General features: G+C 72.2%; 23 protein-coding genes. 17 read left to right on the top strand and 6 right to left on the bottom strand.

Annotation, left to right across the window (positions count from 1 at the left end; translation table 11 throughout):
• Positions 1-361: glycosyltransferase (locus ACWDAK_RS24135; RefSeq protein WP_427395525.1), on the top strand; the 361-nt coding region annotated here is incomplete at its 5' end.
• Positions 362-371: 10 nt separating this feature from the next.
• Positions 372-527 (top strand): hypothetical protein, encoded by a 156-nt coding sequence (locus ACWDAK_RS24130; RefSeq protein WP_344640332.1) that lies wholly within the window; start codon positions 372-374, stop codon positions 525-527.
• Between the two features lie 174 nt (positions 528-701).
• On the opposite strand, the gene ACWDAK_RS24125 is transcribed toward ACWDAK_RS24130, so the two are convergent.
• A complete protein-coding gene (locus tag ACWDAK_RS24125) occupies positions 702-1,298 on the bottom strand; it encodes an acyl-CoA-like ligand-binding transcription factor (RefSeq protein ID WP_427395524.1) in 597 nt (198 codons plus the stop codon).
• Between the two features lie 4 nt (positions 1,299-1,302).
• The gene (locus ACWDAK_RS24120; protein ID WP_427395523.1) at positions 1,303-2,871 is read right to left on the bottom strand and encodes an MFS transporter; all 1,569 of its coding nucleotides are present in this window, start codon (positions 2,869-2,871) and stop codon (positions 1,303-1,305) included.
• 54 nt (positions 2,872-2,925) lie between these two features.
• Here ACWDAK_RS24120 and ACWDAK_RS24115 point away from each other — a divergent pair, with 54 nt between their 5' ends.
• From ACWDAK_RS24115 to ACWDAK_RS24095, 5 genes are all read left to right on the top strand, one after another.
• Positions 2,926-3,858 carry an acyltransferase domain-containing protein gene (locus ACWDAK_RS24115; RefSeq protein WP_427395522.1) on the top strand — a complete coding sequence of 311 codons (933 nt, stop codon included), beginning with the start codon at positions 2,926-2,928 and terminating at the stop codon, positions 3,856-3,858.
• A gap of 323 nt (positions 3,859-4,181) precedes the next feature.
• Positions 4,182-5,309, top strand: a complete 1,128-nt coding sequence (locus ACWDAK_RS24110) for a phosphatidylinositol-specific phospholipase C domain-containing protein (protein ID WP_427395521.1) — start codon at positions 4,182-4,184, stop codon at positions 5,307-5,309.
• A 152-nt stretch (positions 5,310-5,461) separates the two neighbouring features.
• The gene (locus ACWDAK_RS24105) at positions 5,462-6,121 is read left to right on the top strand and encodes a TetR/AcrR family transcriptional regulator (RefSeq protein ID WP_344640337.1); all 660 of its coding nucleotides are present in this window, start codon (positions 5,462-5,464) and stop codon (positions 6,119-6,121) included.
• A 233-nt stretch (positions 6,122-6,354) separates the two neighbouring features.
• The gene (locus ACWDAK_RS24100) at positions 6,355-6,561 is read left to right on the top strand and encodes a DUF1918 domain-containing protein (protein ID WP_344640338.1); all 207 of its coding nucleotides are present in this window, start codon (positions 6,355-6,357) and stop codon (positions 6,559-6,561) included.
• A gap of 39 nt (positions 6,562-6,600) precedes the next feature.
• The gene (locus tag ACWDAK_RS24095) at positions 6,601-7,332 is read left to right on the top strand and encodes a DedA family protein (RefSeq protein ID WP_427395520.1); all 732 of its coding nucleotides are present in this window, start codon (positions 6,601-6,603) and stop codon (positions 7,330-7,332) included.
• Here the strand turns inward: ACWDAK_RS24095 and ACWDAK_RS24090 are convergent.
• From ACWDAK_RS24090 to ACWDAK_RS24075, 4 genes are all read right to left on the bottom strand, one after another.
• Positions 7,293-8,036, bottom strand: a complete 744-nt coding sequence (locus tag ACWDAK_RS24090; RefSeq protein WP_344640340.1) for a PIG-L deacetylase family protein — start codon at positions 8,034-8,036, stop codon at positions 7,293-7,295. The genes ACWDAK_RS24095 and ACWDAK_RS24090 overlap by 40 nt on opposite strands.
• Before the next feature lie 13 nt (positions 8,037-8,049).
• The gene (locus tag ACWDAK_RS24085) at positions 8,050-8,706 is read right to left on the bottom strand and encodes an NADPH-dependent F420 reductase (protein WP_344640341.1); all 657 of its coding nucleotides are present in this window, start codon (positions 8,704-8,706) and stop codon (positions 8,050-8,052) included.
• 165 nt (positions 8,707-8,871) lie between these two features.
• Positions 8,872-10,713 carry a glutamine--fructose-6-phosphate transaminase (isomerizing) gene (gene glmS / locus ACWDAK_RS24080; protein WP_344640342.1) on the bottom strand — a complete coding sequence of 614 codons (1,842 nt, stop codon included), beginning with the start codon at positions 10,711-10,713 and terminating at the stop codon, positions 8,872-8,874.
• Positions 10,714-10,746: 33 nt separating this feature from the next.
• Positions 10,747-11,022 (bottom strand): hypothetical protein, encoded by a 276-nt coding sequence (locus ACWDAK_RS24075; protein WP_344640343.1) that lies wholly within the window; start codon positions 11,020-11,022, stop codon positions 10,747-10,749.
• Positions 11,023-11,197: 175 nt separating this feature from the next.
• Here ACWDAK_RS24075 and asnB point away from each other — a divergent pair, with 175 nt between their 5' ends.
• From asnB to ACWDAK_RS24025, 10 genes are all read left to right on the top strand, one after another.
• Entirely contained in the window at positions 11,198-13,054 is a 1,857-nt protein-coding gene (gene asnB, locus ACWDAK_RS24070; protein WP_344640344.1) for an asparagine synthase (glutamine-hydrolyzing), read from the top strand.
• 236 nt (positions 13,055-13,290) lie between these two features.
• Complete coding sequence (locus ACWDAK_RS24065; protein WP_344640345.1) at positions 13,291-14,370, top strand: hypothetical protein; 1,080 nt, start codon at positions 13,291-13,293, stop codon at positions 14,368-14,370.
• Between the two features lie 223 nt (positions 14,371-14,593).
• On the top strand, positions 14,594-16,108 hold the full coding sequence (locus ACWDAK_RS24060) for a pyridoxal phosphate-dependent decarboxylase family protein (RefSeq protein WP_344640346.1): 1,515 nt from the start codon (positions 14,594-14,596) through the stop codon (positions 16,106-16,108).
• A 31-nt stretch (positions 16,109-16,139) separates the two neighbouring features.
• Positions 16,140-17,531 carry a GNAT family N-acetyltransferase gene (locus ACWDAK_RS24055; protein WP_344640347.1) on the top strand — a complete coding sequence of 464 codons (1,392 nt, stop codon included), beginning with the start codon at positions 16,140-16,142 and terminating at the stop codon, positions 17,529-17,531.
• Between the two features lie 363 nt (positions 17,532-17,894).
• Positions 17,895-19,157: a MurT ligase domain-containing protein gene (locus tag ACWDAK_RS24050; RefSeq protein WP_344640348.1), complete on the top strand. Its 1,263-nt coding sequence runs from the start codon at positions 17,895-17,897 to the stop codon at positions 19,155-19,157.
• 290 nt (positions 19,158-19,447) lie between these two features.
• On the top strand, positions 19,448-20,176 hold the full coding sequence (locus ACWDAK_RS24045; protein ID WP_344640395.1) for a type 1 glutamine amidotransferase: 729 nt from the start codon (positions 19,448-19,450) through the stop codon (positions 20,174-20,176).
• A gap of 362 nt (positions 20,177-20,538) precedes the next feature.
• Entirely contained in the window at positions 20,539-21,564 is a 1,026-nt protein-coding gene (locus ACWDAK_RS24040) for a 6-phosphofructokinase (protein WP_344640349.1), read from the top strand.
• 246 nt (positions 21,565-21,810) lie between these two features.
• Positions 21,811-22,611 carry a thioesterase family protein gene (locus ACWDAK_RS24035; RefSeq protein ID WP_427395519.1) on the top strand — a complete coding sequence of 267 codons (801 nt, stop codon included), beginning with the start codon at positions 21,811-21,813 and terminating at the stop codon, positions 22,609-22,611.
• Positions 22,612-22,820: 209 nt separating this feature from the next.
• Positions 22,821-23,555, top strand: coding sequence for an ABC transporter ATP-binding protein (locus tag ACWDAK_RS24030; RefSeq protein ID WP_344640351.1), 735 nt, complete (start codon positions 22,821-22,823; stop codon positions 23,553-23,555).
• A complete protein-coding gene (locus tag ACWDAK_RS24025; RefSeq protein WP_344640352.1) occupies positions 23,552-25,267 on the top strand; it encodes a hypothetical protein in 1,716 nt (571 codons plus the stop codon). The genes ACWDAK_RS24030 and ACWDAK_RS24025 overlap by 4 nt, the downstream gene beginning before the upstream one ends.
• Positions 25,268-25,467: the final 200 nt, after the last annotated feature.

The following is a 25,467-nucleotide window of genomic DNA, read 5'->3' as shown; positions in this document are numbered from 1 at the left end:
GCTCCTGCCCGGCTGCGCCGCCATCATCCACCAAGGCGGCGCCGGAACCACCATGACCGCCATGAGCAACGGCACCCCCCAACTCGTCATGCCCTCGGCGGTTGATGCCATCGTCAACGCCCAGCAGGTCGAACGGACCGGCGCCGGACGCCACCTGTGGCCCGTCGACCTCGACGACACCACCCTGCAGCAGGCCCTCGACGCCTTCCTCGGCAACCTCCCCACCCACCAGCAGGCCGCCACCCGACTCCGACAACAACACCTCACCCAGCCCACCCCCGCCGAGGTGACCGCCCAACTCGCACGGGACATCGAACAGTTCACCGGCCCATGGGCCACCACCGTACGAACACGGGCGTGAGGAGGCAGCGATGCGCGCGCTTTTCCTGACCTGGCCATGGGGTTGCCACCTCTTCCCGATGGTGCCGTTCGAGTGGGCGCTGTCGGCTGCGGGGTACGACCTGCCGGGGTACTGGACGGCGGGGACCTCGATCGTCGGGGGCAGCAGCAGGGCGAACGGGAAGTAGCAGCTCGCGGATGCCCCGGTCGGCGGAGAACAGATCAGCGTGACCCTGCTCTCCAGGGCGGGTACGAAGCGCCGAAGCCAGAGTCCCGACTCCCAACGGGATGACACCGCCATGGTGTGGGGTCCGACCTCGAACTCCCGGCAGCCGGGCGGGCCTCACTGGCCGTCTCGGCCTTCAGCTCAGCTCGCTGCGGAGCACGTCGAACGCCTCGTTGATCAGGCCGGGCAGGTCCAGGGTGCCGTTGCTCTCGGTCCAGACGCTGATCGCCGTCATGGCCGCGGCCAGGCAGGCGGCCGCCACCACGCGGGTGTGCAGCGCGTTCTGCGCGTACCCCGAGTGTGCGGACAGCGCCCGGGCGATCAGCTCCTGGTCCGCAACCTGCCGCTCCCAGGTGCGCGCGCGCAGCGCGGGGGTCGACAGGACCAGCCGGTTGCGGGCGAGCAGCGCGTCGCGGTCGGTGGTGTAGACCCGCTTGAGGCCCTCGATGAGCGCGTGGCGGATCTTGTCTATGGCCGACTCGTCAGCCGGCCGCTCGGCGATGAGCTCGGCGATCACCGGGTCGTAGTCGTCCGCGAGGGCCGCATCCTCCTTGGTGGGGAAGTAGCGGAAGAACGTCATGTGGGAGACCCCGGCGGCGTTCGCGATCTCCTCCACTGTGGTCGCCTCATAGCCCTGCTCCCGGAACAGGCGCATGGCCTGCTCCTGGAGAGTGCGGCGGGTCTGGGCCTTCTTGCGCTCGCGCCAGTCCGGCGTCGCGTCACTGCTCTTCATGCGGTCATTCTCTGACAGTGGCGGCACCGAAGTCCGCCGCGTCGACCGTCTCCAGCACCACCGGATCCGGGGCCTGGATACGCCGGGGAAGGTAGATCAGGCAGGCGATGGTGCCGAGCACGGCGGCCCCGGCGCAGCTCAGCATGACCGCGGACATGCCGTCGATGTAGGCGAGGTCCGCGGCCTGGCGCAATCCCGCACCGCTCGGGCCGAGCTTGTCGGCGATCGCCGAGGCGGCGGCGACCGACTCGCGCGCCGGGTGGGCCACGGCAGCGGGCAGGCCGTGTAGCGCGGGGCCGACCTTGCGGGAGAAGACCGCGGACAGGATGCTGCCCAGTCCGGCCACCGCGAGGGCGCTGCCAACCTGGCGCAGGGTATTGACCACGGCCGAGCTGGCGCCGGCGTCGGTGCCGCCGGAGGCACTGATGGCGGCATCCAGGGCCGGCCCCATGACGGCGCCGATGCCGAAGCCGCAGCTGGCCAGACCCCCGGCGATCAAGCCGTAGCTGCTGCCGGTTTTCACCTGGGAGAGCGCCACGAGTCCGCCGGTCATCACGACCAGGCCAGTCACGACCACGGCCTTGATCCCGATCATCTTGTCCGCCCACGAGCCTGCCGCACCGGCCACCAGCAGCCCGCCCATCAGGGGGATGATCCGCAGGCCGGTGCCCAGTGAGTCGTAGCCGAGCACCACTTGGATGTACTGCGGGACCACGAAGACCACGCCGGCGAGGGCGAAGGCCACGATCATGATCGCCACGGTGTTCCAGGTGAAGACCCGGTTGCGGAACAGCTTGGTGTTCATCAGCGGGTGGTCGAAGCGGCGCTCCCAGAGGACGAAAACGGCCAGCAGCACCACCGCGGCGGCCAGCACGCCGATCGTCGCCCCGTTGGCCCAGCCGTGCTCGGGGCCGCGGATGACGCCGTAGACCAGGGCCACGATGCCGGTCACGGCGAGCACCGTGCCGAGCCAGTCCAGCTTGAGGGCGGCCGGGTCGCGCGACTCCTTGATCAGCAGCGCGCCGACCACCAGGGTGATCGCGACCACCGGCACATTGATCCAGAAGACCGAGTTCCAGGAGAAGTGCTGGAGCAACGCACCGCCGACGATCGGCCCCAGCGGCATGCCCGCGCCGATCGCAGCGGTGAACACCGCCATCGCCTTCGTCCGCTCGCGTCCGTCGAAGGTCGCGACCAGCATCGCCGGGGTCATCGGCAGGATGATCGCGGAGCCGATCCCGAGCAGCGCCCTGGCTCCGGTCAACTCCCCCGTGGTGTGGGCGAGTCCAGCCCAGAACGAGGCCCCGAAGAAGATCGCGAGGCCGATCAGCAGGACCCGCTTGCGGCCGAACTTGTCGCCGAAGGCCCCGGCGGGGAGCATCGCGCCGGCCACGGCGAGCGAGTAGGCATCGACGATCCACTGCAGGTCGGAGATGCTCGCGTGCAGGCTCGTGGAGATCGTTGGCAGGGCGACGTTCAGGACGGTGAAGTCCAGGCTGAGCACCAGTACCGACAGGCAGAGCGCTGCCAGCATCCACCACCGTCCGGGGACCGGTGGCCGTTCCTGTTCCATGAGAACCTCCCGTTAGCGACTAACATGTTAGAAACTAACTTTATGTCTCCCGGCATGCAAGTACCTTCGCCCGCAACGGTGATGGCGCGCCGACCCAACCGGTCCGGCCGCCCCGGCGGGACCGCATTCGCCGAGACCGCCGAGCGCATCCGGCAGGGCGTGCGCCCTTTAGGCGGAGCCATGCTCTCCGGCACCGGCGGCGCGGCCCTGCACGCCCAGGCCGACGCGCTGCGCGAGAACCTCGCGGCCCGGCCCGAGCTCGGCCTCGCCGACGTGGCGCACTCGCTGGCGACCGGCCGCACCGCCCTGGAGGACCGGGCCGTGGTGGTCGCCGACGACCGCGAGGCCCTGCTCGGCGGCCTGACCGCGCTCGGCGCCGGCGAGCCCGCCGCCCGGCTGGTGCGCGGCAGTGCCGCCGAGCCCGCCCGGGTCGCCTTCCTAGTCTCCCGCCAGGGCGGCCAGCTGTCCGGGATGGGCCGCGAACTCGCCGCCACCCAGCCGGTGTTCGCCGCCGCGCTGGACGAGGTCTGCGCGCACCTGGACGGCCCGCCGGACCGGCTGGTGCGCGACCTGATGTTCGCCCCCGCCGACTCCCCCGACGCCGACCTGCTCGACCGGACCGGGTGCACCCAGGCGGCGCTGTTCGCGTTCGAGGTCGCCCTCTACCGGCTGTGCGAACACTGGGGACTGGAGCCCGAGTTCGTCATGGGCCACTCGATCGACGAGCTGGCCGCCGCCACGTGGCCGGCGTCCTCTCGCGGCCCGACGCCTGCGCCCTGGCGACAGCCCGCGCCCGCCGGATGCAGGCGGTCACCGCCGACGGCGCGGTGCTGGCCGTCGAGGCCGCCGAGGAGGAACTCGCCCCGGAACTCCAACGCCGAACTGACGGACGATCAGGTCGACGCGGTGGAGACACACGGCACCGGAACCGCGCTCGGCGTCCCGATCGAGACCCAGGCCCTCATCACCCCCCGGTCGCGGCCTTGATCGCCGACCTCCGGCCATGCTCGCCTCGATTCCGCATGTCCAGCGCCCTCCCTCCTAACATGAGCATCACTCATATTAGAGATTCCCCGCGGAAACGTCAGATGCGGCGCAGCGTCTCTTGAACGCCTATGCGCGGACGACGCCGCCGGGCAACGCGCCGTGCAGGACGTCCAGTTGAGCGAATCACGGCTGCAGGGCGACACCGGTACGAGCACGCCGGTCGACACACACCCGAAGCGGCTTCGCTCCACCCGGCCACACAACATGACAAGGCGTCACGTTATCGTCGTGCCGAATTCACCTGACGCACGTTCAGGCAGGCGATGATTCGCCCGGCGGCCCGGCAGGGGCGGCCGAGACCAGCATTCGACCCGGGGGACAACACCTGTGACCGCACGCCGTACCATCGCCGGCTCTCTTGCAGCCGGTCTGTTCGCCGCCGCAGCCGCCCTGGTCCCGGCGCCCCGGCCAGCGCGACCGGGACGGGCGCTCTTCCGTTCGGCTCGGCCACCACCGTCGGCCTGCACAACACCTACGAACCGGCCGCCTACGAGTACCTCGCCCAGGGGCTGGACACCGGTACCGGCATGATCGAGCTGGACGTCTGGACGGACACCATCACCAAGGAGTGGAAGGTCAGTCACGCCAACCCGCTCGGAAACTCCAACAACTGCACCGCCGCGAGCGCCCCGGCGCAGCTCTACACCGGCGGCGCCAACAAGAACCTCGAGAACTGCCTGGACGACGTCCGGGTCTGGCTCGGCGCCCACCCGGGGGCCGGCCCACTGGTGGTCAAACTGGAGCTCAAGGCGGGCTTCTCGGCCAACCACGGCATGGGGCCCGCACAGCTGGACTCCCTGATCGCCGCCCACCTGGGCTCCGCCGTGCTCCGCCCGGCCGATCTGCTCGCCAAGCCCGGCGGCGGCTCGTACGCCACCGTCGACGATGCGGTCCGCGCCGGCAACTGGCCGAGCCGAGCGGCGCTCGCCGGTCGCGTCCTCCTGTACGCCATCCCGGGGACGGTCGAGGAGAGCAACCCCTTCGACACCCTGCACACCGACGTCGAGTACGGGCGGCACCTGCGCGACCTGGCCGCGGCCGGCCGCATCGGGGACGCCCAGCTGTTCCCCGCCGTGCACGGCGCCGCCGGCGGCGACCCGCGCAGCGCGTACACGGGCGCGGACGCCGGGATCAGGCCGTGGTTCGTGGTCTTCGACGGCGACGCCGCCACGTACACCGGCGGCATCGACACCGCCTGGTACGACAGTTCGCACTATCTGCTGGTGATGACGGACGCCCAGAACGTCACCCCGGCGATCAGCGCCACCGGTCCCACCGCCGACCAGGCCCGCGCCCGCACCGAGCAGCTCGCCCGGGCGCACGCGAGCATCGTCTCCAGCGACTGGCGCAAGCTCCCGGCCGTCCAGTCCCTGGTGCTGCCCCGGGGCTGACCCGCCCGCCGGTGTGCGGTACCGGCCCGCGAGGGGCGCCGGTACCGCACGGTCCACCGGGTGCCGCAGCCTGGGGGGACCGCTCTGCGAACATGAGCTCAACTCATGTCAGCGATTCGCACCCGGAATGCCGGATACGGCAGAGTAGTTGCATGACGGCGCGGACGGACGGCCAGCGGGCCGGGGCGGGCACGGCGGCGCGGCGCAGGCCGGTGCAGCGGCGCAGCCTGGAGCGGTACGAGCGACTGCTGGACAACTGTGCGGGTCTGCTGGACGAGGTCGGTGCCGGCGGGCTGACCACCAAGGAGGTGGCCCAGCGCGCCCGGGTGCCGATCGGCACGCTCTACCAGTTCTTCTCCGGTAAGGAGAGCCTGCTCGCCGCCCTCGCCGAACGGAACCTGGACCGCTATCTCAACCGCCTCGCCCGCCGGCTGGACGCCGAGGCCCCGCAGGGCGTGGCCGGTTTCGTGGATCTGGCCGTCGAGGAGTTCGTGGCCATGAAGCGCGCTGTCCCGGGCTTCTGCCATGTCGACTTCGGACTGGTCGAGCAGCGTCCCTCGGGCGTCCGCGACGATCTCCACCTGCTGGACGACGACCTCGACAACAACGCCGCCGTGGCCCTGCGGCTGCGGACCCTGGCGGGCGGACTGTTCGACACCCCGGATTTCGCGGTCGCCCTGCGGGTGGCCATGGAGTGCGCCGACGCAGTGCTCAAACTGGCCTTCCGCAACGACCCGGACGGTGACCCCGCCTTGATCGCCGAGGCCAAGCGCCTGCTGCGCTGCTACCTGGCCGACCACCTGCCCGTCTGACTCCGCCCGGCCGTACTCAGGGCCTCGCCCGGCCGCACTCCTCGGCCCCGGCCGCCCCCGACCCCGAGCCCCTCCCGGCCGTAGTCCCCGTCCCCGACCGGCCGTACCCGGCCCCCACGACATTGCGGCTGCCCGGTTCACGCCGCACAGTGGAAGAGCGGAACGGCCGCCTGCCTCGCTGGTGGCACAGTGGTCGCCCGCCGGTACAGCCCGTACTCCCCGAGGAGCAGATCATGCATGCGGCGGTAGGTGACCAGCTCCACATCCACAGCAGATCAGTCGGAATGGTGGATCAGAAGGGCGAGATCATCGAGGTGCGCGGAGTCGACGGCGAACCCCCTTACGTGGTCCGCTTCGAGGACGGCCACACCGGTCTGATCTACCCAGGCCCCGACTGCAACATCGAGACCAAGAAGCACTCCGGCAGCTCCAACCGGTAACCACCCCGAGCGATCGATCCGCGGCCAGGAGCACCGACCATGCCGGCGCCGCCCCTTCCGGGCCCCTTGGGCCACCTGGCTCCGCTGCTGGACGGCTACGGCTATCCGGCGGTCGGAGCCCTGGTCTTTCTGGACAACTGCGCCATCCCGGTGCCGGGCCAGACCATCCTGGTGCTGGCCGCCGTCTACGCGGGCACCGGCCGCCTGAACATCGTCGCGGTGGCCGCGGTGGCCGCGGTCGCCGCGGTCGCCGGCCACGGCGCCGGCTACCTGATCGGCCGGACCGGTGGGTTGGCGCTGCTCCACCGCTGGGGTCGGTACTTGCTGATCACCGAGGAACGGCTGGCCAAGGCCGACCGCTTCTTCGCCCGGCACGGCCCCAAGGTGGTCCTGGTGGCCCGCTTCATCGACGGCCTGCGGCAGACCGGCGGCATCATCTCGGGCGCGGCCGAACTGCGCCCGAGCCGCTTCATACCCGCCGACGTGATCGGCGCCCTGCTCTGGGTCGGCCTCTGGTCCTCGATCGGCTACGCCGCGGGCGCGGACATCGGCACCCTCTACGCCCAGGCGCTGCACTACCAGGTGGTCGCGCTGATCGTGCTCGTGGCGCTGGCGGTCGGCCTGGTGGCGGTACGGCTCCTGCGCCGCCGTCGCCGCTCCGGCCGGGACGAGCCGGCCGGCAGCGGCAGCGGCAGCGACGAACCGGAGCCCACCGGCGGTGCGGAGCCCGCTCAGGGGCGTAGCGGGATCACCTCGAACGGGGACGCGTAGCGGGTGCCGAGCCGGCTGCCGGCGGCCCGCCCGGCCGACTCCAGGAACTCCTCCGGGTCGGACATCTCCCCGCCGAGGGCTTCCAGGTAGGCCCGGTGGGCCATCAACGAGGCGACGCCCCGGTCGTGGAAGTCGGTGGTGTCCACGGCGTGCCGGGCCTCGGGCGAGGCGGCGGCCCAGACCTCGCGGACGCCGTTCCAGGGCGCCAGGCCCTCGTCGCCGAGCTCGGGGAAGATCCACCGGTTGCCCGCGTCCCGGACCGCGTCCAGGGCGGCCCGGCCGACCGCGATGTGGTCGGCCTGGTTGGGCACCACGCCACCGTAGGTGTCCCGGAAGTTGGTGGTTATCACGATGTCCGGGCGGTACTTGCGGACGGCCCGGGCGATGTCGCGGCGCAGCCCGATGCCGTACTCGACCACGCCGTCGGGGTGGCCGAGGAAGTCCACGTCGTCCACGCCGACCAGCGCGGCGGAGGCGATCTGCTCGGCCTCGCGGACCGGGCGGCACCGTTCGGGTGCTAGCGAGTCGATGCCCGCCTCGCCGCTGGTGACCATGACGTAGCCGATCCGCTTGCCCTGGGAGGTCCAGCGGGCGACGGCGGCGGCCGCGCCGTACTCCATGTCGTCGGGGTGCGCCACCACGGCGAGGGCGCTCTGCCAGTCCTCGCGGAGGTGCTGGTACGGGGTCGGTGGCTGATCACTCATGCTGCCTGCGGCCTCACTCGGCGATCTTGAAGGAGTAGTTGAAGTCGGTGTGGCCGACGTGGCGCATCATGTTCAGCCAGAACGGCATCAGCATCTCGGTGGAGCGGGCCGCGGCGATCCCGCCGAGGTCGACGATCACCTCGTCGGCCCAGCCGAACTGCTCCAGCAGCGACCTGACCCGGGCCTTGGCCTCGGGGTCCTCCCCTGCGATGAAGAGGTTGTGCGCTCCGGGGACCCGCCCGGGGTCGACCATCAGCGGCGCGCTTAGGGTGTTGAGCGCCTTCACCACCGCGGTGTACGGGAACTCCCGCTGGATCCGCTCACCGATGCTGTCGGTGTTGACGGGGTCGAGGCTGACCTCGCCGTCGGGCGCGAAGACCAGCGGGTTGGAGACGTCGATCAGGACCTTCCCGGCGAGCCGGTCGGCCCCGGCCAGGCGCAGGGCCTGGAGCGAGACCGTACCGGCGGTCGCGTTGATGACCAGTTCGCCGAAGTCGGCGGCGTCCGCGAAGGTCCCGGCGTGTCCGTAGGGGCCCGCTTGGCGGGCCCATTCAGCGGCCCCCGCGTTCTCCTTGGTGCGTGAACCGAGGGTGACCTCGTGGCCCAGCGACACCAGCTTGGCCGCGAGGGTGCGGCCGACGGTGCCGGTGCCGATGATGCCGATCCGCATGCTCCGTCTCCCGTTCCGGTGCTGGTCCGGGCCGATGCGCCCGCCGGCCCACGGTCGAACCATAGCCGTCGCGCACCTGAGGTGGCATCACCCTGCCGATATGTCGTCAGATCGGCCCGGACCGCTCCACGGTTGCGCTCGAACCACTCCACGATGATGCTCGGGCTACTCCACGGTGACGCTCTTGGCGAGGTTGCGCGGCCTGTCCACGTCCCGTTCCAGGGCCACGGCCGCGTGGTAGGCGAGCAGCTGGAGCGGGATGTTGAGCAGCAGCGGGTCCAACTCCGGCTCGCTCTTGGGGACCACGATGCAGTGGTCGGCGAGCTTGGCCTCGGGGGCGCGGTGGGCGATGGCCAGGACGCGGCCGGAACGGGCCTTGATCTCGCCGAGGGTGGTGAGGTTCTTGTCGAGCAGCTCGTCGTCGGGAACCAGTGCCACGGTGGGCAGTTCGGGGCTGATCAACGCGAGCGGGCCGTGCTTGAGCTCGCTGGCGGGGTAGGCCTCGGCGTGGATGTAGGAGATCTCCTTGAGCTTCTGCGCGCCCTCGCGGGCGACGGGGTAGCCGCGCACCCGGCCGATGAACATCATGCCCTCGGTGGGAGCGCCGGCCGTTCCGGCGAACTCGGCGGCCAGCTTGGCCACCTGCTCCTCCTGGTCGAGGATTTCGCGGATCTGGCCGGGCAGTGCCCTGAGCGCGTTCACGATCCGCCGGCCGTCGGCCGGGGAGAGGTCGTGGATCCGCCCGAAGTGCAGGGCGAGCAGCGCGAAGGCGATCACGGTGGAGGTGAAGGCCTTGGTGGAGGCGACGGAGATCTCCGGGCCGGCGTGCAGGTAGATACCGCCGTCGCACTCGCGGGCGATGGCGCTGCCGACTGTGTTCACCACCCCGAGCACCCGGCCGCCCTTGCGCTTGATCTCCTGGACTGCGGCCAGCGTGTCGTAGGTCTCGCCGGACTGGCTGACCGCGATGTAGAGGGTGTCGGCCTCGATGACGGGGTTGCGGTAGCGGAACTCGGAGGCGGGCTCGCTGTGGGCGGGGATGCGGGCGAGCTCCTCGATCAGCTGGGCGCCCATCTCGCCCGCGTAGTAGGCGGATCCGCAACCGAGGATCTTCACCCGGCGGATCTCGCGCAGCTCCCGGGCATCCAGGTTGAGGCCGCCGAGATGGGCGGTGGCGAAGCGCTCGTCGAGCCGGCCGGAGAGCGTGCGCTCGACGGCGGCCGGCTGCTCGTGGATCTCCTTGAGCAGGAAGTGCTGGTAGCCGGCGGTGTCGTAGGAGCCGATCTCCCAGTCGACGGTGGAGGGCTGACGGGTGGTCGGGCGGGCGTCGGAGGTGAAGGTGTTGAAGCCGCCGGCCCGGACGGTGGCCAGTTCGCCGTCCTCCAGGTGCACCACCTGCCGGGTGTAGCGGACCAGGGCGGCGACGTCGGAGGCGACGAACATCTCCTTCTCGCCGATGCCGAGCACGATCGGGCTGCCGTTGCGGGCGACGACGATCCGGTCCGGGCGGGCGGAGTCGAGGACGGCGATGCCGTAGGTGCCGACGACGTGGCCGAGCACGGCGCGGACCGCGTCCTCCAGCTCGCCGTCGTCGGTGAGGTGGGCCGCGACCAGGTGGGCGAGGACCTCGGTGTCGGTCTCGGAGGTGAAGGTGACGCCCTCGGCGGTCAGCTTGGCCCGCAGCTCGTCGGCGTTCTCGATGATGCCGTTGTGGACGACGGCGATCCGGCCCGCGTTGTCGACGTGCGGGTGCGCGTTGGCGTCGCTGGGCACGCCGTGGGTGGCCCAGCGGGTGTGGCCGATGCCGGTGGTGCCCTTGAAGCGGGCGGGCACGGCGGCGGCGAGGTCGGCGACCCGGCCCTTCACCTTGCAGACCTTCAGGCCGCCGGTCTTGCCTGCGACGGCCACCCCGGCAGAGTCGTAGCCGCGGTACTCCAGCCGCTGCAGGCCCTCCAGCAGGAAGGTGGTCGCGTCCTTCGGGCCGATGTAGGCCACGATTCCGCACATGGGTAACTCCTCAGGTTCGATGGGTGGTACGGCTCAGCCGTAGACGATCCGGCGCAGCTGACGGGTGGACAGCTCGGGCGCCGCCACGCGACGGGCGACCAGTTCCGCGCCGAGGCGGGCGAAGATCCGCTCGTTGGTCAGGCCGCGTGCCTGCAGCTCACCGTGGCGGCGGCGGACGTATTCCTCGGTGTTCTCGGAGAAGTACGCCAGCACCTCCGCGATCACTCGCGCGGCCTCGCCCGGACCGAGCGGCGTGGTGCGGGTGAGGTGGGCGAGCAGGTCTTCGTGGGGGTGTGGTGAGGCGGACACGAGTGGGGAGCCTATGCGGTCGCCCGGTCATGATCCAAGATTTCTGCCCGAAATCGGGCAGATCTCGGGGGACTCGGCGATCCACAGACCCTTGATGTGCTCAATATTTGAGCGTACCGTCATCCTGCGTACGCATATGAACACCTGTAGACCTACGGGAAACCTGGGAGTTCGCATGTGCGGGATTACGGGCTGGGTCGCGTTCGACCGGGACCTCACCACGGAACGGGCCGCTCTGGACGCGATGACCGCCACCATGGCCTGCCGGGGCCCGGACGCGGGCGGTGTCCACCTGGAGCGGCATGCGGCACTCGGCCACCGCAGGCTCTCGGTGATCGACCTCGAAGGCGGCGCGCAACCGATGACCGTCGAGGACGACGGCCGGCTGCTGGTCGCCCTCACCTACAGCGGCGAGGTCTACAACCACCTTGAGTTACGGGCCGAGTTGGAGGCCGCCGGTCACCGCTTCCGCACCCGCAGCGACACCGAGGTGGTGCTGCACGCCTACCTGAGGTGGGGCCACGACTTCGTCACCCGGCTGAACGGCATGTTCGCCTTCGCACTCTGGGACGCCCGCACCGAGGAACTGCTGCTGGTCCGCGACCGGATGGGGGTCAAGCCGCTCTACTACCAGCGCACCGCCGACGGCGTACTGTTCGGCTCCGAGCCCAAAGCCGTCTTCGCCCACCCCTCGGTGCGACCGGCGGTGGACCTCGACGGGCTGCGCGAACTGCTCGGCCTGACCAAGACCCCGGGCCACGCGGTCTACCGCGGCATGGCCGAGGTGGAGCCGGGCCATCTGATCCGGGTCCGCCGTCAGGGGCTGACCGTCCAGCGCTACTGGGCACTTGAGGCCAGGAAGCACACCGACGACCTGGACGCCACCGTCTCCACCGTCCGCGCGCTGCTGGACGACATCATCGAGCGGCAACTGATCTCCGACGTCCCGCTGTGCACCCTGCTCTCCGGCGGCCTGGACTCAAGCGCCGTCACCGCGCTCGCCGCGCGGGCGCTGCGGGCCGGCGGGCACGGCCCGGTGCACTCCTTCTCCGTCGACTTCGTCGGCCAGACCGAGAACTTCCGCCCCGACTCGTTCCGCGCCACCCCCGACAGCCCGTACGCGAAGATGGTCGCCGAGCACGTCGACGCCGACCACCGCACCATCGAGCTGGACAGCGCCTCCCTCACCGACCTGGCGCACCGCGACGCGGTGCTGCACGCCCGCGACCTGCCGGTCGGCTTCGGCGACATGGACACCTCGCTGCTGCTGCTCTTCCGGGCGATCCGCCGGCACTCCACCGTCGCGCTCTCCGGCGAGTCGGCGGACGAGCTCTTCGGCGGGTACCCCTGGTTCCACGACCCGGCGCTCATCGCGACCGACGCCTTCCCCTGGATCACCTCGATGGCCGAGATCTCCGGCCCCTCCACCCGGCCCGGCGACGGCCTGCTCTCCCCCGACCTGGTCGCCCGGCTGGACCTGCCCGGCTACCGGGCCCAGCGCTACCGCGAGGCCCTGGCCGAGGTGCCGCACCTGGACGGCACCGGCACCGACCCGTTCGAGCGGCGGATGCGGGAGATCAGCTACCTCAACCTGACCCGCTTCGTGCGCCTCCTGCTGGACCGCAAGGACCGGATGAGCATGGCCACCGGCCTGGAGGTCCGGGTGCCGTTCTGCGACCACCGACTGGTGCAGTACGTGTTCAACACCCCGTGGGCGATGAAGACCTTCGACGGCCGGGAGAAGAGCCTGCTGCGCGCCGCCGTCCGGGACACCCTGCCGGCCGCGGTGGCCGACCGGGTCAAGAGCCCGTATCCGAGCACCCAGGACCCCAACTACCCGCTCGGTCTGCGCGGCGAACTCGCCGAAGTCGCCGCCGACCCGAAGGCCCCCGTCCACGCACTGCTGGACCCGGTCGCGCTGGCCGACACCCTCCGCCCGGACAGCGACCCGCAGGCCAACCGGGCCGCCACCGAGCTCGCCCTGGGCCTGAACGCCTGGCTGCGCGACTACGAGGTCTCGCTGAGCCTCTGACCTGTCACCGAGCCCCTGACGTGTCGCTGCCCCTCTGACCTGTCGCTGCCCCTCCGACCGCCCGGGTGACCGGGTGCGGGCTCCGTCGTTGGACCGGGGAGCGGCCGTACCGCGGGCGATCTCGCCACCGGAGCCGCCGCTCCACCCGAACGGCTGTCAAACCCGGGTAGATTCTGGCCGATAGCTACAGGATGGGAACGAAACCGGTCAAAAGCTGTCGGCTAGAGGAGCAACGCATGCAGCCGCGAAGCTTCGCGATCGTCACCGCAGCCCTGCTCGGGGCGCTCGGCCTGGGCGCGGCCGCCGTCACCCAGTGGGTCCCCGCCGCGCCCGCCGCCGGCCCGGCCGTGGCGGGTGCCGCCGCGGCGGCCACGCCCACCGGCGACCCCGCGGTGTGGACCCGCAGCACACTGCGCAACAAGCTGATGGCCGAGATGGACGCCACCGACCCCGGAGTGGCCCTGGCGGACCTGGATCGGATCACCAAGAAGCTCCCGTACACCGTCCGGTTCTGCCACCCGATCGCGCACGAGCTCGGCCACGCCGCCGTCAAGCGCTACCACCAGGACTTCCAGAAGGTCCTCTCCTTCCCGCACGAGACCTGCGCGGCCGGCTATCTGCACGGCGCGGTGGAGGAGATGCTGGCCAACTCCGACAACCCGGAGGCGGACATCCTCACCCTGTGCGCCCCCGCCAACAAGGGCCCCTGCATCCACGGCGTGGGGCACGGGACCATGTTCGTCACCAAGCAGGACGTCCCCGCCGCCCGGGCGCTGTGCAGCAAGTTCCCCACCGACTCCAAGCGGATCACCTGCTCGGAGGGCCTGTTCATGCAGTTCTTCGCACCGGACGAGGAGGACGAGAACGCCAAGGCCAACCTCCCCGCCGACAGGCTCGCCGAGGAGCCGCTCTACCCCTGCCCGGAGCAGCCCGCGCTGTTCCGCTCCGCCTGCTACTTCTACGCGCCGACCTACTACCTCAGTTCGCACGACTGGCAGGACCACCCCGAGGTGTTCGCCGAGGCCCTCAAGTGGTGCCTCAACGCACAGGCCACCGGCGGCGGGGGCGACTGCAGCCGGGGCGTCGGCTCACGCACCATGAAGTACAACCTGGACCGCGAGGACTGGGCCGCCCAGCAGTGCGCCACCGCCGCCGATGCCTGGCAGCGCAAGGCCTGCACCGAGGGCCTGATGAGCTACTACACCGTCAACTACACCGACGCCGGGGCCCCCGCCCGCCTCTGCAAGAAGATCACCAACCCGGAGCTGGCCGGCTACTGCCGCAGCTCGGGCGGACTTTCCGGCACCCTGGACTGAGCGGCCGCCCAACGGCCCGGGCTCCGCGCGGTCCGGCGGGTCGGCCAGGACGGTGCGGGGAAGAGCCCGACCCGTCGGCGAGTCGCCGTCCGGGGCACGGGGAGGAGCCCGCCGGCCCACGGTTCCGCGCTCCCGGGTACGCGTCGCGCAGCCGGTCGTATGATCGGCTCGGTCAGGTGCGCCGAAGACGCCGCGCCCCAGTACCGCCCACTGGAGCAGCAGCATGAGCGACGCCACCGCCGACGACTTCCGCACTGCCGCCCGCGCCACCGCCGACCTGGTCGCCGACTACCTCGACGCGCTGCCCGGCCGCCCGGTCTGGCAGCCGATGGACCCGGCCGGACGGGCCGCCCTGTTGGACGCCCCGCTCCCCGCCCGGGGCCGCCCACTCGGCGCACTGCTGGAAGAGATCGAGAACCGGGTGATGCCCGCGCCGATGGGCAACGGCCACCCGCGCTTCTTCGGCTGGGTGAACTCCGCACCCGCACCGGCCGGCGTGCTCGCCACCCTGGCCGCGGCCGCGATGAACCCCAGCTCCGCCGGGGGTGACCACGCCGACGTGCACCTGGAGCGCGCCGTGGTCCGCTGGATGGCCGAGCTGGTCGGATTCCCGCACCCTCCCGGCGGCGGCATCCTCACCTCCGGTACCTCGATGGCCACCATCCTGTGCCTGGCCGCCGCCCGGAACCGCGCCGCCCGCCTGGCCGGGTGCGACCTGCGCGAACAGGGCCTGGCCGGGCTGCCCCCGCTGGTCGGCTACGCCACCGCCGAGAGCCACTCCTGCGTCCGCAAGGCCGTCGAACTGCTGGGCCTGGGCAGTCGCAACCTGCGCACCGTGGCCACCGACCCCGACGGACGGCTCGATGTGGCCGCGCTGCGCGCCGCCGTCGCAGAGGACCGCGCGGCCGGACGACTGCCCTTCCTGGTGGTCGCCTCCGCCGGAACCGTCGGCACCGGTGCCGTCGACCCCTTCGAGCCGATCGCCGACCTGTGCGCCGCCGAAGGGCTGTGGCTGCACGTGGACGGGGCGTACGGCGCCTTCGGCGTGCTCGACCCCGCCATCGCGCACCGCTACGCCGGGATGGCCCGCGCCGACTCGCTCGCGCTCGACCCGCACAAGTGGCTGGGCGTACCGGTGGACTGCGGCTGCGCCCTGGTCAGACACCCCGAGGAGCTGCGCGGCACGTTCAGCCTGGTGCCCTCGTATCTTCGGGACGAGGCGGCGGGCGAGCTCGGTTGGTTCTCCGAGTACGGGATGGAGCAGACCCGCCCGTTCCGCTCGCTCAAGGTCTGGGCCACCATCGCCCACCGGGGCCGGGCCGGGATCAGCGCCGACATCGCCCGCTGCACCGCGCTCGCCCGGCGCCTCGGCGAGCTGGTGGAGGCCGACCCGCGGCTGGAACTGCTCGCTCCGGTGGAGACCTCCATCGTCGCCTTCCGCTACCGCCCGGCGGGGGCGGACGAGCGGCTGCTGGACGCGGTCAACCGGGAGCTGCCGGCCGCCGTCCAGCGGCGCGGGCGGGCATTCGTCACCGGCGCGGTCCACCGGGGCCGCGAGATGCTGCGGGCCTGCCTGCTGAACTCCGCCACCACCGAGGCCGATCTGGTCGCCCTGTTGGATGAAGTACGCTCTGCGGCGGCTGACCTGACTGACCATCAGTTGCCTGCTCCGGGCCGGCCGGGGGCCACCCGGACCTCGGACGGAGACTTTTACCGACAGGTCACGGGGGATTCGTGATCGTGAAACACCGGCGGGACAGCATGACCGCATGGACTCCTCGACGCTCTCGGCCCGTCCCACCACGCCCGCCCGCGCCCAGCGCCGCGCCGCCCGCGGCCACCGCTGGCGCCGGGACACCACGGAACTCGCCGCGATCTTCGCCGCCTGCGCCGCCGCCGACCTGGTCGCCAACGTGGTGGTGCACGGCCACGACGGACCGGTGCTGCTCTTCGGCTCGGCCGCCGCACTGCTCGTCACCGCGGTCTGCCACGCCTGGTGGGCACACCGGCACCCGCACTCGCCACCGCCCCATCCCGATCACGGCGCACCGCCCGGGGAGGCGGCGATGACCGGACCGCTGGGGTATTTCGAGCAGACCGCCCTCTGGCGGCTCCGCGCCACCGTGCCCGACTCACCGGGCAGCCTGGCCCGGGTCGCGGCGGCGCTGGCCGGCCTCGGGGTGAACATCGTCTCGATGCAGGCCCACCCGCTGCCGGAGGCCACCGTGGACGAGTTCCTGCTCCGCGCGCCGGGCACGCTGGCCCGCGCCGAGCTGGTCGCAGCCGTCGCCGCCGCCGGGGGCCATGACATCTGGACCGACCCGGCCGACGCGCACGACCTGGTGGACGTGCCGGCCCACATCCTGGCACTGGCCACCCGGACGGCACTGGACGCCGCCGAACTGCCCGTCGCGCTGCGGCAGTTGTTCGGTCGCTGCACCATCCGGCAGTACCCGGGCGGCGGCGAGCGGGCGGCGGCCGGAGTGGACGGCCATGTGATGCGGCTTCCCGCACCCTCCGGTGACCTGATCGAGCTGACCAGGCCGCAACTGCCGTTCACCCCGACCGAGTTCGCCCGTGCCCAGGCGCTGGTCGAGCTGGACAGCCTGCTCGGACCGCGCGTCCCCAAGGTCGAGGCCCGCCTCAGCCTGCCCGCCGGGACCGACCTGACGGTCCGCCGGGCCGACGCCGGCGACAAGGCCGCCGCACTGGCGATGCACCACCGCTGCTCCAAGGAGTCCCTGCGCAGGCGTTACCACGGTCCGGTGGCCGACGCCGACCGCTACCTAGACCATCTGCTCGACCCACGGCACGGCCAGACCCTGGCTGTGGAGACCGCGGACGGCCGGATCGTCGCCCTGGCCCACCTGATGTGGGACGACGACAGCGCGGAGGTGGCCCTGCTGGTCGAGGACGACTGGCAGCAGCGCGGGCTCGGCGTGGACCTGCTGCGACGGATGGCGGCACTGGCCCTCGAAGGCGGAGTGCGAACGGTATACGCCGTCACGCACGCCTCCAACACCGGGCTGATCTCCACCATGCGCAGGCTGGCCGCACCGCTCGACTACCAGGTCGAGGACGGCACTCTGGTGATCACCGCTCACCTCGCCGAGGCCGCCGATCGGCTCCCCACCCCTTGGGCCACCGGCCCGGGCCGATAGGGCAAATCGGAACTCTTCCCATCAAATCGGGTAAATTCGCCGGACCGCGGGGAAGTTCGCGTACCCGAAGGCGGCCGGCCCGCCGGGCCCCGCGACCGGTCACGCCTCCCGACTCCCGGTGTGCGGCGGTGCTCGCCCGACAGAGCAAGTACCGTCGCACGCCGCCCGCTTCACATGGTTTTCCGCACTCTTGAGGACTTCCGGCGAGGCCATGTCAGGGCGCTGCCGGGGCGTCCTGGGCAGGCCAGGGAGGGTCCGGGACTCGGACGTGGGCCGCGGAGTGGGTAGGCTGGGCCCGTCCCCGCCGCCCGACGGTCCCCTGCACGACCCGGGCGGTGCCGCAGCAAGGAGGAACCACTGAGCATGCCAGGCACCGATTCGGAAGCCACGGCCGCACGCGAAGCCTCACTGCCCGCCCGCGCCAAGCTCGCCGTGACGGCAGGCAAGGTCGCCGCTGCCCTCTCCCAGAAGGCCGGCCGAGGCAGTGGCTCGGTGATCGGCGGCAAGGTCGCTCTCAAGCTCGACCCCGACCTGCTCGCCACCCTGGCCGAGCACCTCGACGTGGTCCTGGTCAGCGCGACCAACGGCAAGACCACCACCACCCGGCTGATCGCCGAGGCCCTGCGCGCCGCCGGCCCAGTGGTCTCCAACGCGCTGGGTGCCAACATGCCCGCGGGGATCACCGCCGCGCTGGCGGGTGGCTCGGACGCCAGGTTCGGCGTGATCGAGGTCGACGAGAAGTACCTTGCCGGGGTCGCCCGCGACACCCGCCCGAAGGCGATAGCGCTGCTGAACCTCTCGCGTGACCAGCTGGACCGGGCCGCCGAGACCCGGATGATGGCCGAAAAATGGCGCGAGGGCCTCAAGGACACCGACGCGGTGATCATCGCGAACGCGGACGACCCGCTGGTGACCTGGGCCGCCTCCTCCTGCCGCAAGGTGGTCTGGGTGGCCGCCGGCCAGGCGTGGAAGGAGGACGCCTGGTCCTGCCCGGCCTGCGGTGGTGTGATGCAGCGCCCCGGCGACGACTGGTTCTGCCAGGATTGCGGCTTCCGCCGTCCGCAGCCGCACTGGGCGCTCCAGGGCACCCATGTGATCGACCCGCAGCGCGGCGCCTGGCCGATCCAGCTCCAGCTCCCCGGCCGGGCCAACCTGGCCAACGCCACCAGCTCCGCCGCCGTCGCCGCCGTGTTCGGCGTGGCGCCGCAGGTCGCCCTGCAGCGGATGCAGTCGGTGGCGGCGGTCGCGGGCCGCTACGACGTGGTGTCCTACCAGGGCCGCGACATCCGCCTGCTACTGGCCAAGAACCCGGCCGGCTGGCTTGAGACCTTCTCGCTGATCGACGGCCCGCCCGCCCCGGTGATCCTCTCGGTGAACGCGCTGGACGCCGACGGCACCGACACCTCCTGGCTCTGGGACGTGGACTACGAGCGCCTGGCCGGCCACCCGATCTTCGTGATGGGCCAGCGCAAGCTGGACCTGGCCGTCCGCCTGGAGGTCGCGGGCCTGCAGTTCCAGGTGGTCGACTCGCTTGACCAGGCCGTCCAGGCGGCGCCGCCCGGACGGATCGAGGCGATCGCCAACTACACCGCGTTCCAGCAGCTGCGCAAGGCGGTGGCCAACTGATGTCGTACCCGACCGGAAACCCCCAGCAGTACAACCCGCAACAGGGCTACCCGCAGCAGGGCTACAACCCGCAGCAACCGGCCCAGCAGGGCTACCCGCAGCAGCCGGCGCAGCAGGGCTACCCGCAGCAGTCCGAGCAGCAGGGCTACCCGCAGCAGGGCTACGACCCGCAGCCCGCGCAGCAGGGATACAGCCCGCAGCAGCCCGCGCCGCAGCAGTACGACCAGCAGCCCGCGCAGCAGGGCTACGACCCGCAGCCCGCGCCGCAGCAGTACGGAAGGTCTCCCCGGATGAGTGAGAGCAGCCTGCGCCTGGTCTGGGTCTACCCCGACCTGCTCAGCACCTACGGCGACCGGGGCAACGCCCTGGTCGTGGAGCGCCGGGCCCGCCAGCGCGGACTCGGGGTGCAGCGCATCGACGTCCGCTCCGACCAGGCCGTGCCGACCAGCGGTGACATCTACCTGATCGGCGGCGGTGAGGACCGTCCGCAGCGACTGGCGGCCGAGCGGCTGCGCAACGACTCCGGGCTGGTCCGGGCCGCCGAGAACGGCGCGATCATCTTCGCGGTCTGCGCCGGGTACCAGATCCTCGGCCACGAGTTCATCAACGACCTCGGCGAGCGCGAGCCGGGCCTTGGCCTGCTGGACGTCCGGACCACCCGCGGCGAGGGCGCCCGTTGCGTCGGCGACGTGCTCGCCGAGGTGGACCCGCGCCTGGGCCTGCCGCAGCTGACCGGCTTCGAGAACCACCAGGGTGTCACCCACCTCGGCCAGGGCGTCTCCCCCTTCGCGAACGTCCAGGTCGGCCGCGGCAACGGCACCGGGGACGGCACCGAGGGTGCCTGGCGGGACACCGTCTTCGGCACCTACATGCACGGACCCGTGATGGCTCGCAACCCGCTGGTCGCCGACATGCTGATCAAGCTGGCGCTGGACGTGAGCGCCCTGCCGCCGGCCGACACCACCTGGTACGACGCGCTGCGCGCCGAGCGGATCGCCGCGGCCGGCCAGCCCGCCTGACCTCCTCACCTCGCAGGAGCGCAGCGATCTCGGCGCTTGGGCACCGGCTGACCGGATAGCGGTCAGCCGGTGCCCAAGCGCCGCCATATGTACGACAATGCAGCCGTACGACATCGAGCCCACGCTGTTCGGCTCTTCATACAGTCTTCTGGGCGCAACCCTCCTCGGTGCCCAGCGCAGTTCTCCGCGGGTGCGCCGACGGCGCCGCTCCCGCATCGGCGCCTGCCCGGCCGGACGCAGGAACCGTATGCTGCTCACTGACCCGATTCGACCGATTGTGTCCGATTCGGGTGGTAGTCCGGCCGTCCGGTTCTTCCCCCAGCCTGGCGGCTGGGAGATGCCCCCAGGGGAGTTGCAAAGCAATGCGTATTGGAGTGCTCACCAGCGGCGGTGACTGCCCCGGCCTGAACGCCGTGATCCGTTCCGTGGTCCACCGGGGGGTGGTCGACCACGGTGACGAGATCATCGGCTTCCAAGACGGCTGGCGCGGACTGCTCGAAGGAGTCCACCGCCCGCTGACCCTCGACTCGGTGAGCGGCATCCTCGCCCAGGGCGGCACCATCCTGGGCTCCTCGCGGGTCCAGCCGAGCCACCTGCGGGACGGCGTGGAACGCGCCAAGCGGCACTGCCGCGACCTCGGCATCGACGCGATCATCCCGATCGGCGGCGAGGGCACGCTGAAGGCCGCCAAGCTGATGAGCGACGCCGGTCTGCCCGTGGTCGGCGTGCCGAAGACCATCGACAACGACATCGCCTGCACCGACGTCACCTTCGGCTTCGACACCGCCGTCTCGGTCGCCACCGAGGCGCTGGACCGGCTGAAGACCACCGCCGAGTCGCACCAGCGCGTCATGGTGGTCGAGGTCATGGGCCGCCACACCGGCTGGATCGCGCTCAACGCCGGTATGGCCGCCGGAGCGCACGCCATCGTGGTCCCGGAGCGCCCGTTCCACATCGACAAGCTGACCGAGGTGGTGCGCGAACGCTTCGACCGGCAGAAGAAGTTCGCCATCGTGGTCTGCGCCGAGGGCGCCAAGCCCGAGCCCGGCACCATGCACTGGGAGGAGGGCTCCAAGGACATCTACGGCCACGAGCGCTTCACCGGCATCGCCACCCAGCTCTCCCGCGAGCTGGAGCACCGCCTGGGCAAGGAGGCCCGCCCGGTGATCCTCGGCCACACCCAGCGCGGCGGCACCCCGACCGCGTACGACCGGGTGCTCGCCACCCGCTTCGGCTGGCACGCCGTCGAGGCCGCACACAAGGGCGCCTTCGGGCACATCACCGCACTGCAGGGCACCGAGATCAGGCTGGTTCCGCTGGCCGACGCGGTCGCCGAGCTGAAGACCGTCCCGGCCGACCGCTACATCGAGGCCGAGACCGTCATCTGACCCGTACGGCAGCCGAAACGGCCGGCCACCCTCCCGAAACGGGGAGGGTGGCCGGCCGTCACCGCATTCGTGCGCGCAATTCGACACGATCAAGAGTCAATTGACGTGACGTCAGTTGTCGCCCGGCCACACGGCGGTCAGGTGATCGGCGCCTGCTAGGCTGCCCGCGCACGAGTACGCCACCGGTCCGGCGGCCGCACCGCGCCCGGCCCGGCGTACGGGACAAGCCGAACACGCTGGAGTCCGATGGCTGACGCCGACGCCTACTTCGAGCAGGTCGACACCCCGGACGGCACCGCCTACCGTCCGACCGGGCACGCCCAGGGGCCGTGGAACCCGGAGTTCCAGCACTTCGGGCCGCCCGGGGCGCTGCTCACCCGGGAGTTGGAGCGATGCGCGGGCGACGACCTGCCGCTGGCCCGGATCTCGTTCGACATACTCGGGCCGGTGCCGCTGCGGCCGCTGACGGTCCGCGCGGAAGTCGAGCGGCCGGGCCGGCGGGTACGCCTGGTGCGCGCCGAACTCCTCACCGAGGGACGGGTGGTGGCCCTCGCCGCCGGGTGGGGCGTACAGCCCGCCCCCGAGGACGTCCCGATCGACACCGGCAGTGCGCAGAAGCCGCCGTCACCCCGGCCGCAGGCTCCGGGGGCACCACCGGAAGTTCCGGACCACTGGCGGTGCGGCTTCCTGGAGTCGGTCGAATGGTCCTTCGTCCACGGCGGGTACGAAACGCTCGGTCCGGCGGCGGTCTGGCTGCGCCCCAGGATCCCACTGCTTCCCGACGAGCCGATGTCGCCGACCCAGCGGACCGTACTGTGCGCGGACTCGGCGAACGGCGTCAGCGCCGTGCTGGACATCCGCCAGTACGGCTTCGTACCACCGGAGTTGACGCTTCACCTGCTGCGCCCGCCGGCTGGCGAGTGGCTGTGCCTGGACGCGGACACCGAACTCGGTCCCGGTCACGCGGGCCTGACCTGCGCCATGCTCCAAGACGAGCACGGACCGGTCGCCCGCTCCGCGCAGAGCCTGCTGGTGCACCGTCGCTGAGCGGGCCCGCTCGGCTGCGGGCGGCGGTCACGGTCATGCGTCGGCAGCGGTCACGGTCATGCGTCGGCAGCAGTCCCCGGCCGTGTCCCGACGGCGGAACGCGGACGGATGGACGGTGCCGGAGCCGTCCCGAGGCGAGGTGGGCCTCCGGAGGGCGGACGGACGGCCGATACTGTGATCGGACGTTCACGTCGAAAGGCTGCGCCCCTATGGCCAAGATCCCCGCTGAACCGCGCGCCCGGGCGCGGAAGCCGCTGCTCCAACTGACCGGAGTGCGCCGTTCCTACGGCGAGCGGGAGGTACTGCACCCCGTCGACCTGGCGCTGGCGGCCGGCGAGTGCATCGCGCTGCTCGGCCACAACGGCTCGGGCAAGTCCACCCTGCTGCGGATCGCGGCCGGGCGCGACCTGCCGACAAAGGGCACGGTCCGCTTCGACGGGCTTGCGATGGACGAGAACGATCCCCGGATCCGGGCCCGGGTCGCCATGGTCGGCGACACGGTCGCCTGCTACCCGGACCTCACGGTGCGCGAGCACCTGCTGCTGGTCGCGGCCGCCCACGGGGTCGCCGACGCCCGGGAGTGGGTGGAGCAGGTACTGGCCGACCGACTGCTCACCGAGCGGGCCGACGCCCTGCCCTCGGCGCTCTCCTCCGGCCAGATGCAGGCGCTGCTGCTGGCCTGCGCCCTGGTCCGGCCGCGCGACCTGCTGCTGCTGGACGAACCGGAGCAGCGGCTGGACCCGGAGGCCCGCCGACGGCTCGCCGAACTGCTGCGGGCCGAGCTCGCGGACGGCGTGGCGGTACTGCTGGTCACCCACCACACCGACCTCGCGAGGGAGATCGCCGACCGGGTGGTGGTGCTCGAGGACGGTCGGATCGTCTCCCAGGGCCCGCCCGGCAAGGTCCTGGAGAGCCTCGGCACCGGCTCGGCGAGCGCCCGGTGAGCGGCGCCGACCTGGCCGCGGTGGAGCCGCTCGACGAACCGGCGGAGGACATCCCCGCCGAGTGGACCGCCGACGACGACTGGACCGACGAGACGCTGGCGCTGCTGCGCGAGATGCGTGCGCCGCACCGCCGCCGCCGGGCCGGCCAGATCGGCTACGCGCTCTACTGCGTACTGCTGGTCCTGGTCGTCTGGGGCGCCATCCCCAGCCTCGGCATGTTCATCCAGGCCTCGATGGGCACCGACTACACCGCCCACGGCCCCGCCCTGCTCGCCGCCATGCCCAGCGGCATCGCCGCGGTCGGACTCGCCACCGTCCTGCTGTTGGTCCGCGACGGGCTCTGGCGGGGGCCTGTCGTCCCGCCCCGGGCGACGGCCGACTGGCTGCTCGCCCACCCGGTCCGCCCCCACCCGGTGCTCCGGCCGTGGTTCTGGCTGTCCTGCGCCCTGGTGCTCTTCCCGGGCCTGGTGACGGCTTGCGGGGGCATGGTCGCGCTGGGACTGACCGCCCGGGTACCCCTGCCCGCCGCGCTCGGCTGGTGCCTGGCTGGCGGGGCCTGCCTGCCGCTGTTGGCCACCTGCGCCGGGCTGCTGGTGGAGCGCAGCGACCGGGCGGCGCGCTGGGTGCGGCGGCTCACTCCGTACGCGACGGTGCTGGTGGTGGCGCTCGGCACGCAGAGCGCGTTGGCCGCCGCCGGTCACCGGGTCGGCTGGCTGGAGCGGTTGGAGCTCTGGTCGGGCCCGTGGGGTTGGGCCGGAATCGCCGCGCTGGCGCCGACCCGAGCCGCGGTACCCGGCGCCTGGGTGGCCGCCGGGCTGCTGGTCGTACCCACGGTGGCCTGCCTGGTGCTCGCCGACCGGGCCGCCGCGAGCGTACCGCTGCACCGGCTGCGGGAGCGGGCCCGGGCCGCGGCCGGGGTGCTGGCCGCGCTGCGGACGGTCGAGCTGCGCGCCGCGCGGCTGGCGGTGACCGAGGCCTCGGGCGGCAGCCGGCGGCTTCGGGTCCGGCTACCCGTGCCGCGCCGCCCCTGGTTGGTGGTCCCCTGGCGGGACGCCCTCGCGCTGCTGCGCTCCCCCGCCCGGCTGGGCCGTGCCGTGGTGCTCACGGTGCCGGCGCTGCTGTGCGGCGTGCTCGCCCACGGGCTGCGCGGCATACCCTCCCTGGCGGCCACGGCGGCGGCCCTGGTTCTCGGCTACCTCGCCATAGCCCAGCTGCTCGAACCCGCCCGGGTCGAGACGGACGACATCCGCCGGGCCTCCTGGTCCCCGTACCCCGTGTCCGGGCTGATGCTGCGGCACGCGGTCGTGCCGACGCTGCTCGGCGTCCTGCTGGGGCTGGCCTGCTCGCTGGTACTGCTCCTGTCCGGTGGCGCAGCGACGGTCTGGCTGGCGCCCGCCGTGGTGCCGGCCCTGGTCGGGGCCGGGCTGGTGAACGCCTGCCGCGGCGCCAGCCGCCAGGACCTCATGTACTCGCCCAAGCAGGGGGCCGGCGGCGGGACGGGCCCGGCGGTCTTCGCGGCCTGGTACGCGGCCGGACCGGCGGTGGCGGTGCTGGTGCTGACCGTGCCGTTCGCGACGGCACTGCGCGGCACGGCTCCGGCCCAGGTCGGCATCGCGGTGCTGTGGGCACTGGTCCTGGCGGCGGGACTGCTGCGCTGGGCCTGGGGCCGGGCCCGGGCGCTGCCCGGGCAGGCGCGCCCGGCCGGCGGCTGAGCAGCTGCCGGGATGCGCCCGCGCCGGATGGGCGGCCCCTCCGACAGGCGATCGTCCCCGGTCGGTGGTCCGGCCCACACACCAGGTGGCCCGGACCTCCCGGACGGGGGTCGACTGCGGGCGGGGCGTAAGGCCCGCCTAGGCTAGAGGCCGAAGAAATCGGACGAACCGGACCTCGATCAGGCCGGCACGGCCGGACG

The organism is Kitasatospora sp. NPDC001175 (assembly GCF_053598215.1).
The sequence above is the reverse complement of the archived record's forward strand: the minus strand, read 5'-3'. Positions and strand labels throughout refer to the sequence as shown.

Bases quoted from the DNA above. Each gene is read 5' to 3' on its own strand.
- ACWDAK_RS24125 (WP_427395524.1), bottom strand. From the start codon at position 1,298: ATGAAGAGCAGTGACGCGACGCCGGACTGGCGCGAGCGCAAGAAGGCC.
- ACWDAK_RS24090 (WP_344640340.1), bottom strand. From the start codon at position 8,036: ATGAGTGATCAGCCACCGACCCCGTACCAGCACCTCCGCGAGGACTGG.
- ACWDAK_RS24095 (WP_427395520.1), top strand. From the start codon at position 6,601: ATGCCGGCGCCGCCCCTTCCGGGCCCCTTGGGCCACCTGGCTCCGCTG.
- ACWDAK_RS24060 (WP_344640346.1), top strand. From the start codon at position 14,594: ATGAGCGACGCCACCGCCGACGACTTCCGCACTGCCGCCCGCGCCACC.
- ACWDAK_RS24050 (WP_344640348.1), top strand. From the start codon at position 17,895: ATGCCAGGCACCGATTCGGAAGCCACGGCCGCACGCGAAGCCTCACTG.
- ACWDAK_RS24100 (WP_344640338.1), top strand. From the start codon at position 6,355: ATGCATGCGGCGGTAGGTGACCAGCTCCACATCCACAGCAGATCAGTC.
- ACWDAK_RS24115 (WP_427395522.1), top strand. From the start codon at position 2,926: ATGCAAGTACCTTCGCCCGCAACGGTGATGGCGCGCCGACCCAACCGG.
- ACWDAK_RS24045 (WP_344640395.1), top strand. From the start codon at position 19,448: ATGAGTGAGAGCAGCCTGCGCCTGGTCTGGGTCTACCCCGACCTGCTC.
- glmS (WP_344640342.1), bottom strand. From the start codon at position 10,713: ATGTGCGGAATCGTGGCCTACATCGGCCCGAAGGACGCGACCACCTTC.
- ACWDAK_RS24030 (WP_344640351.1), top strand. From the start codon at position 22,821: ATGGCCAAGATCCCCGCTGAACCGCGCGCCCGGGCGCGGAAGCCGCTG.
- ACWDAK_RS24110 (WP_427395521.1), top strand. From the start codon at position 4,182: ATGATTCGCCCGGCGGCCCGGCAGGGGCGGCCGAGACCAGCATTCGAC.
- ACWDAK_RS24130 (WP_344640332.1), top strand. From the start codon at position 372: ATGCGCGCGCTTTTCCTGACCTGGCCATGGGGTTGCCACCTCTTCCCG.
- ACWDAK_RS24065 (WP_344640345.1), top strand. From the start codon at position 13,291: ATGCAGCCGCGAAGCTTCGCGATCGTCACCGCAGCCCTGCTCGGGGCG.
- ACWDAK_RS24040 (WP_344640349.1), top strand. From the start codon at position 20,539: ATGCGTATTGGAGTGCTCACCAGCGGCGGTGACTGCCCCGGCCTGAAC.
- ACWDAK_RS24055 (WP_344640347.1), top strand. From the start codon at position 16,140: ATGGACTCCTCGACGCTCTCGGCCCGTCCCACCACGCCCGCCCGCGCC.
- ACWDAK_RS24085 (WP_344640341.1), bottom strand. From the start codon at position 8,706: ATGCGGATCGGCATCATCGGCACCGGCACCGTCGGCCGCACCCTCGCG.
- ACWDAK_RS24120 (WP_427395523.1), bottom strand. From the start codon at position 2,871: ATGGAACAGGAACGGCCACCGGTCCCCGGACGGTGGTGGATGCTGGCA.
- ACWDAK_RS24105 (WP_344640337.1), top strand. From the start codon at position 5,462: ATGACGGCGCGGACGGACGGCCAGCGGGCCGGGGCGGGCACGGCGGCG.
- ACWDAK_RS24035 (WP_427395519.1), top strand. From the start codon at position 21,811: ATGGCTGACGCCGACGCCTACTTCGAGCAGGTCGACACCCCGGACGGC.
- asnB (WP_344640344.1), top strand. From the start codon at position 11,198: ATGTGCGGGATTACGGGCTGGGTCGCGTTCGACCGGGACCTCACCACG.